Here is a 6,481-nt window from a genome sequence, read left to right as displayed (position 1 = left end):
GCCCCCGCCCCGGACGGCCGGACGGGACTTGGCCTCGCCGGGAAGATCGCCCTCGTCACCGGCGCTTCCAGAGGACTCGGCCGGGCGATCGCCCGCCGGCTCGGAGAAGGCGGCTGTCACGTCTACCTCAACTACGCGAGCGACGACGACGCGGCCGCCGCGGCGGTCAAAGGAATGGACGATCTGCCGGGCAGCAGCACACCCGTGCGCGGCGACATCCGTTCGCGGGCGTTCCTGTCCGAGACGCTCGACCTGATCCGCACGGAGCACGGCCGCCTCGACATCCTGGTCCACAACGCGGCCACCATGCACCCCATGCTGCCGGTCGCGCCCGAGGTCGACACGCTCTTCGGCGAGATCGAGCTGGCCCTCAACCCGCTGCTGCACGGCGCCGGGGACCTCGCCGAACTCATGCCGACGGGCGGCCGAATCCTCGCCGTCTCAGGCAACGGCGCCGCCCGCGTCATTCCGCACTACCTGGCCACCGGTGTGGCAAAGGCCGCCCTGGAGAACCTGGTCCGCTACCTGGCGGTCGACCTGGCCCCGTTCGGTATCACCGTGAACGCCGTCTCCACCCACCTCCTCGACAAGGGCGAGAACACCTCCAACAAGGAGATCGCGGGACTCCTCGCGTCGCGCACGCCCAACGGACGGCTCACCCGCCCCGAGGACGTCGCCGACGTGGTCGCGCTGCTGTGCGCGCCGGAGGCGGCATGGATACAGGGACAGGTGGTCGTCGCTGACGGCGGCCTGGGTCTCCGAGCGTGAGGGCCGGGATGGACAGGTCCACCGACACCGACACGGCCACCGACGTATGCGTGGTCGGCGCGGGCCCGGCCGGCCTGACTCTCGCCCTGCTGATGCTGCGCTCCGGCGCCCGGGTGACCGTCGTCGAACGCTCCCGGTCCTTCGACCGCGAGTACCGCGGTGAGATTCTCCAGCCCGGCGCGATGAGCCTCCTGGATGATCTGGGCGTCCTCTCGGGCGCCCGCGCCCAAGGCGCGTACGAGCACACCCGGTTCCAGCTCGTTGAGCACGGACGCCTCCTGATGGACATCGACTACGGCACCCTGCCCGGCCCGTACGGCTTCCTGCTGAGCCTGCCCCAGCGGCATCTGCTCACCGAGCTGTACGAGGCCTGCGCCCGGTACCCCGCCTTCACGTACCTCGACGGCAGCGGTGTCCGGGAGCTGGTCAGGGACGGTCCCGCGGTCACCGGGGTCGTTTGCGGTACGGGTGAACGGCACCGCACCGTACGCGCCCGGGTGGTGGTCGCCGCGGACGGCCGCTACTCGAAAACTCGTCACCTGGCGGGCATCGAGCAGCGGCGTCTCGACGTGTTCGCCCACGACATCCTGTGGTTCCGTGTACCCGCGGGGAAGCGGCGCGACCGCCACGTCCGTGTGCACAGGACGGCCGGCAATCCCGTCCTTGTCTACGACTCGTATCCGGACTCAGTGCAGATCGGATGGACCCTGCCCCACAACGGCTACCGCGAGATCGCGGAGGCAGGAATCGATTCGCTGCGCAAACGGATCGCCCAAGCCGTCCCGGACTACGCCGACCAGGTCCTGGCGCAGGTGAAGGAGCTCAGCGACCTCACCCTGCTGGACGTTTTCTCCGGGTACGCCACGGAGTGGGCAGCCGACGGGCTGGTGCTCCTCGGCGACAGCGCCCACACGCACAGCCCGATCGGTGCGCAGGGCATCAATCTCGCGGTGCAGGACGCCGTGCTGCTGCACCCGGTGCTGACCGCCGCGCTGCGGTCCGGCGACTTCGGCAAGGAGGCGCTGTCCACCTGGGTGCCGGACCGCCGGCGGGATATCGAACAGGTCTTCGCGCTCCAGGCGCGCCAGAGCAAGGCCATGCTCGGCGGCGGTGGTCGCGTGGGCCGGGCGGTGCGGCCGGTGGTGGCACGGGTCCTGGCCCGTACCCCGCTGTTCGGCAAGATCCTGCGCCGCATCTCCTACGGCTCCCGGCCGGTGGCGGTGCGCTCGGAGCTCTTCACGGAACCTGAACCGCTGTGCGAGGAGGCGGCCGGAGCATGAGAATCATTGACCTGTCCTCACCGATCGACGCCTCCTTCTGGGAGCCCGACGAGGTGGTGCACCGGGTGATGGACGCCAAGGAGGCCGCCCAGCACGTCTCGGACGAGATGCGGGTGCACTTTGGCCTCGACATCTCGCCCGACGTCTTCCCCGACGGGAGCTTCCTCACCAACGACCACCTCACCCTCACCACGCACACGGGCACGCATGTGGACGCCCCCTCGCACTACGGCCCGACCGGGACGGACCGGACCCCGCGCACGATCGACCAGATGCCACTGGACTGGTTCGTTCGGCCGGGCATGGTCCTGGACCTGCGGGACGCGCCGACCGGTGCGGTCGGACCGGCTTACCTGGAGCGGGAGTTCGACCGCGTGGGGCGCAGACCGCGTCCGTTCGACGTGGTTCTGCTGCACACCGGGGCGGACCGTCACCTCGGTACGCCGGAGTACTTCAGCGACTTCACCGGCCTGGACGGTCCGGCCACCCGGCTGCTGCTCGACCTCGGGGTGCGAGTGATCGGCACCGACGCCTTCAGCCTCGACGCGCCCTTCCCCCACATCATCCGTACGTATCAGGAGACGGGTGATCCGCAGGTGCTGTGGCCGGCTCACTTCGAGGGCCGACGCGAGGAGTACTGCCAGTTGGAGCGGCTGGCGAATCTCCAGGACCTGCCGGGCTCCACCGGGTTCACCGTCAGCTGTCTGCCGGTGAAGATCACGGGGGCCGGAGCCGGCTGGTCGCGTGTGGTGGCGCTGGCCGAGGAGTGACCGTCGGCTGTCGTCCGGTGGAACGTTGCGCCGGGCAGGCCGATCACCGGAGATCACCGGACACCAATTAGATAGTCGACTAGGCTTCTCGGGCGGGTCACGGCCCGTGCGCCACGTGGCGCGTTCTCCGCGCCAGTTCCTCTCAGCACCTCGCAGCTCCGCCGTACCGGCGGGCATTTGAAAGGTATTCATGGAGAACAGGAAACTCGGTTCCGCCGGCCTCGCCGTCTCCGCCCTCGGCCTCGGCAGCATGGGCATGGCGGGCGCGTACGGAGCCGCTGACACCGCCGAGGCCGTGGCCACGATCCGACGGGCGCTGGATCTCGGCATCACCTTCATCGACACCGCCGACTTCTACGGCCCCGGCACCGCCGAGAAGATCGTCGCGCAGGCCCTCGAAGGCCGCCGGGACGAAGCGGTCGTCGCCACCAAGTTCGGTATGCGCAGGCCGGCCGCAGGCCCGCCCTTCGTCGACGGCAGTCCGGATTACGTCCGCCAGGCCTGCGAGGCGTCCCTCCAGCGCATGGGACTCGACCACATAGACCTCTACTACCTGGCCCGGCTGGATCCCAAGGTGCCGGTGGAGGAGACCGTCGGCGCACTGGCCGAGCTGGTCGCGGAGGGCAAGGTCCGCCACATCGGCCTCTGTGAGGTCTCGGCCCGCACGCTGCGTCGGGCGAGTGCCGTCCATCCGATCGCCGCGGTGCAGACCGAACTCTCGCTGTGGGAGCGGCACGTCGAGGAGGAGATCCTGCCGGCCTGCCGAGAGCTCGGCACCGGTTTCGTTGCCTACAGTCCCCTCGGCCGCGGCTTCCTCACTGGCGCGTTCGAGAGCGCCGAAGACCTGGCCGAGGACGACCAACGACGTAACCATCCCCGCTTCCAGGCCGAGAACTTCGACCACAACCGCCAGCTCGTCGCGGCTGTCGAAGAACTGGCGAACGAGAAGGGCATCAGCCTCACCCAGCTCGCCCTGGCGTGGGTCATGGCCCAGGGCAACGACGTGGTGCCCATCCCCGGCACGCGTCGCACGTCGCACCTGGAGCAGAACGCGGCCGCCGCCGACGTCCGGCTGAGCGACGAGGAGACAGCCCGGCTCTCCGCACTGTTCCCGGTCGGTGCCACGGCGGGCGTTCGTTATCCCGCCCACTTCATGAAGACAATCGACCAGAGCTGATAGCAAGTCAGCCTCCGGACCAGGGGCAGGACCAAAGCCAGGAAACGGGGCGGGGCACACCCAGGGGGTGTGCCCCGCTACACGTTCTAAGCCGTCCAGCCGCCCGGTGCCCGCATCACTTCGACCACCGCGCACGACCAGGTGAACCCCGCGCCGATGCCCATCAGCAGACACAGGTCGCCGGGACGCAGTGCGCCGGAGAGCGTCAGGTGCTCCAGACTTGCGGCCTGGTCCCCCGCACCGAGGTGGCCCACCCGACGACTGAACTCCCAAGTGGTGCGCTCCGGGCCGATGCCCAAGGGGCGCAGGCAATTGGTCTCCAGCCGCCGACGGCCGAAATGCGGCAGCACGAACCGTGCGATGTCCGCGAGCTCCACGTCCGCGCCGGCCAGCGCCCACTTCACCGCGTCGCGCTGGCCGCTCGCCACCCGGGCCACGCTGAACGACATCCCCGCCCGGTCGACGTACGACCGCCTGCAGCTGTCCAGATCCAGAACCCCGGGCGGCGTCACCTCCGCGGTGCCGAACGCGTCACCGACCCGGTGCATGCCCTCCAGTTCGGGGTCCGACACCATTGCCAGACTGCGGACCCGTGCGAATCCGTCCCGACGGGACAGCAGCATGGCCGTGCCCCCGTCGGCGTACACCGTGCCCGGATCGCTGCGCCAGCGGTCGAAACCCGGCGGGCAGAACCGGTCCGCCGTCGTCACGAGTGCCTCAGTGGCAGTGGGTACGGCGGCCAAGTACGAGCCCGCCAGCGTGAGTGCCGCCATCCCGCCGTTGGATACCTGCCGGATCTCCATGGCCGGGCAGGTGCTGCGGACCGCCCGTCGCTGGACGTACGAAGCGGTGCCCCACAGCGCGTTGCCCTGATCGTAGAGACTGCTGTGCAGCAGCAGCCCTACGTCCGCGCCGTTCGTGCCGGCCCTTCGCAGCGCCGTCGCGGCGGCCCGCACCGCCATTTCCGCCGGTGCCTCGGTGGTGTCATCGCACACCGTCACCGACTCCATACCGCTCCGAACGGCCGTTTCTGAGGAGCACGCACCGCGAGCGACCGCCGTCGCCACCGGAATCGCGGAGGGCAGCCAGCTGCCGAGGGAGGCGATGTACAGGTGATCGAACCTCATGGACCGTTTCCCTTCCGGGCCCGCTCGACGGGCGCCGCCTCGATGGTCGGGCCCCGTCCTCCACAGCAGCTCAAGGCCCGGTGGAAGACCACACGGTCGCGGGTGGTGTGGCGGATTCGTCCCACAGCCACCGTCTCGATCAGCGGTGACCACCGTCTCCATCCACGATCGAGCGAGAATCCAGCGCCGCCGTACAGGGTCTGAGCCGACGGACCGCGCCAGTCGGTACCGCAGGAAGGAGAGGGCATGCTGTCATCACCGCCGGGAGGCGTGGACGTACCGTCAACAGCGCAGTCCGCGACAGCCGGTAGGCCCGACCGGCTCCCCGTAGCGTTGCTTCTGCCGGGCCAGGGGGCACAACACCCCGGTATGGCCGTGGGCCTCTACGAGCACCAGCTGGTGTTCACCGCCGCCGTCGACGAGGTCTTCGCGGCACTGGGACGTGACGGAGGGCGGCTGCGCGCCGACTGGCTCACGGAACGCCCGAGTGTCCCGGTCGACCACGTCACCCGCTCGCAGATGCTGCTGTTCGCCGTCGACTACGCCCTCGGGTGCACCCTGCGCTCCTGGGATGTCCACCCGGCTCTGCTCCTCGGGCACAGCGTCGGCGAGATGGCCGCCGCCGTACTCGCCGGCGTTTTCACGCCCGCCGACGCCGCCCGGCTGATGTGGGACCGGGTCAACAGGCTCGCCGAGGGGCCCGCGGGGGGCATGGTCGCCGTCGCCGCGGCACCGGAGGCGGTGACGCCATGCCTGCGCGGCGACGTGGTCGTGGGTGCGCTGAACGCACCTCGCCAGACGGTCATTGCGGGGCCGGAGCCGGAGTTGAGCGAGGTCACCGAGGTGCTGCGGGATCTCGGCCTGACGTGCAGAGTGGTGCCCTCCTCCATCCCGTTCCACAGCCCTGCCCTGGCCCTGCTGGCCGCGGAGGCAGAGAAGGAGTTCGCCGCCGTGCCGGCCGCACCGCCGCGGATACCGCTGATCTCCGGCTACACGGCCGCCCCGATGACCGACCTGGAGGCCGCCGACCCCGCCTACTGGGCCAGCCACCCGGCCGTTCCCGTACGCTTCTGGCCCGCCCTTGATCACCTGCTCTCCGGTCCCGGCCTCCAGCTCGTAGAATGCGGGCCCGGCCGCGGGCTCGGTACGGTCGCCCGGCGCCACCCTGCGGTGGTGAACGACCGCAGTCGCGTTCTGTCGCTGCTCCCGCCAGGGCCGACGGACCCGGCGTGTACCCGTGACTGCCTCGCGGCCGCAGAAGCCGTCCTGACTGGGCGTGGCTGACGTGCTGCCGCCGGTCACCCGGCCGTTGTCGTCCGAAGGTCCTCGGCCCGATGCGGCTGGATCAAAGCCCTCGTC

The 6,481-nt window shown here is 70.3% G+C and carries 6 protein-coding genes; 5 read left to right on the top strand and 1 reads right to left on the bottom strand.

Features of this window, described 5'->3' with window-relative positions; translation table 11 throughout:
• From B9S58_RS14670 to B9S58_RS14655, 4 genes are all read left to right on the top strand, one after another.
• A partial coding sequence (locus B9S58_RS14670; protein ID WP_219818885.1) for an SDR family oxidoreductase occupies window positions 1–768 on the top strand: 768 nt, incomplete at its 5' end.
• Window positions 769–776: 8 nt separating this feature from the next.
• Entirely contained in the window at window positions 777–2,048 is a 1,272-nt protein-coding gene (locus B9S58_RS14665; protein WP_103532545.1) for an FAD-dependent monooxygenase, read from the top strand.
• Window positions 2,045–2,818 (top strand): cyclase family protein, encoded by a 774-nt coding sequence (locus B9S58_RS14660; protein WP_103532544.1) that lies wholly within the window; start codon window positions 2,045–2,047, stop codon window positions 2,816–2,818. The genes B9S58_RS14665 and B9S58_RS14660 overlap by 4 nt, the downstream gene beginning before the upstream one ends.
• Window positions 2,819–3,008: 190 nt before the next feature.
• Window positions 3,009–3,995, top strand: a complete 987-nt coding sequence (locus B9S58_RS14655; protein WP_103532543.1) for an aldo/keto reductase — start codon at window positions 3,009–3,011, stop codon at window positions 3,993–3,995.
• Between the two features lie 86 nt (window positions 3,996–4,081).
• Here the strand turns inward: B9S58_RS14655 and B9S58_RS14650 are convergent, their stop codons facing one another.
• Window positions 4,082–5,122 (bottom strand): ketoacyl-ACP synthase III family protein, encoded by a 1,041-nt coding sequence (locus B9S58_RS14650; RefSeq protein WP_103532542.1) that lies wholly within the window; start codon window positions 5,120–5,122, stop codon window positions 4,082–4,084.
• Window positions 5,123–5,368: 246 nt separating this feature from the next.
• Here B9S58_RS14650 and B9S58_RS14645 point away from each other — a divergent pair, with 246 nt between their 5' ends.
• Window positions 5,369–6,406, top strand: a complete 1,038-nt coding sequence (locus tag B9S58_RS14645) for an acyltransferase domain-containing protein (protein ID WP_103532541.1) — start codon at window positions 5,369–5,371, stop codon at window positions 6,404–6,406.
• Window positions 6,407–6,481 lie beyond the last annotated feature (75 nt).

This window comes from Streptomyces sp. SM11 (genome assembly GCF_002910905.1).
In the GTDB taxonomy this organism is placed as follows: Bacteria; Actinomycetota; Actinomycetes; order Streptomycetales; family Streptomycetaceae; genus Streptomyces.
The sequence above is the reverse complement of the archived record's forward strand: the minus strand, read 5'-3'. Positions and strand labels throughout refer to the sequence as shown.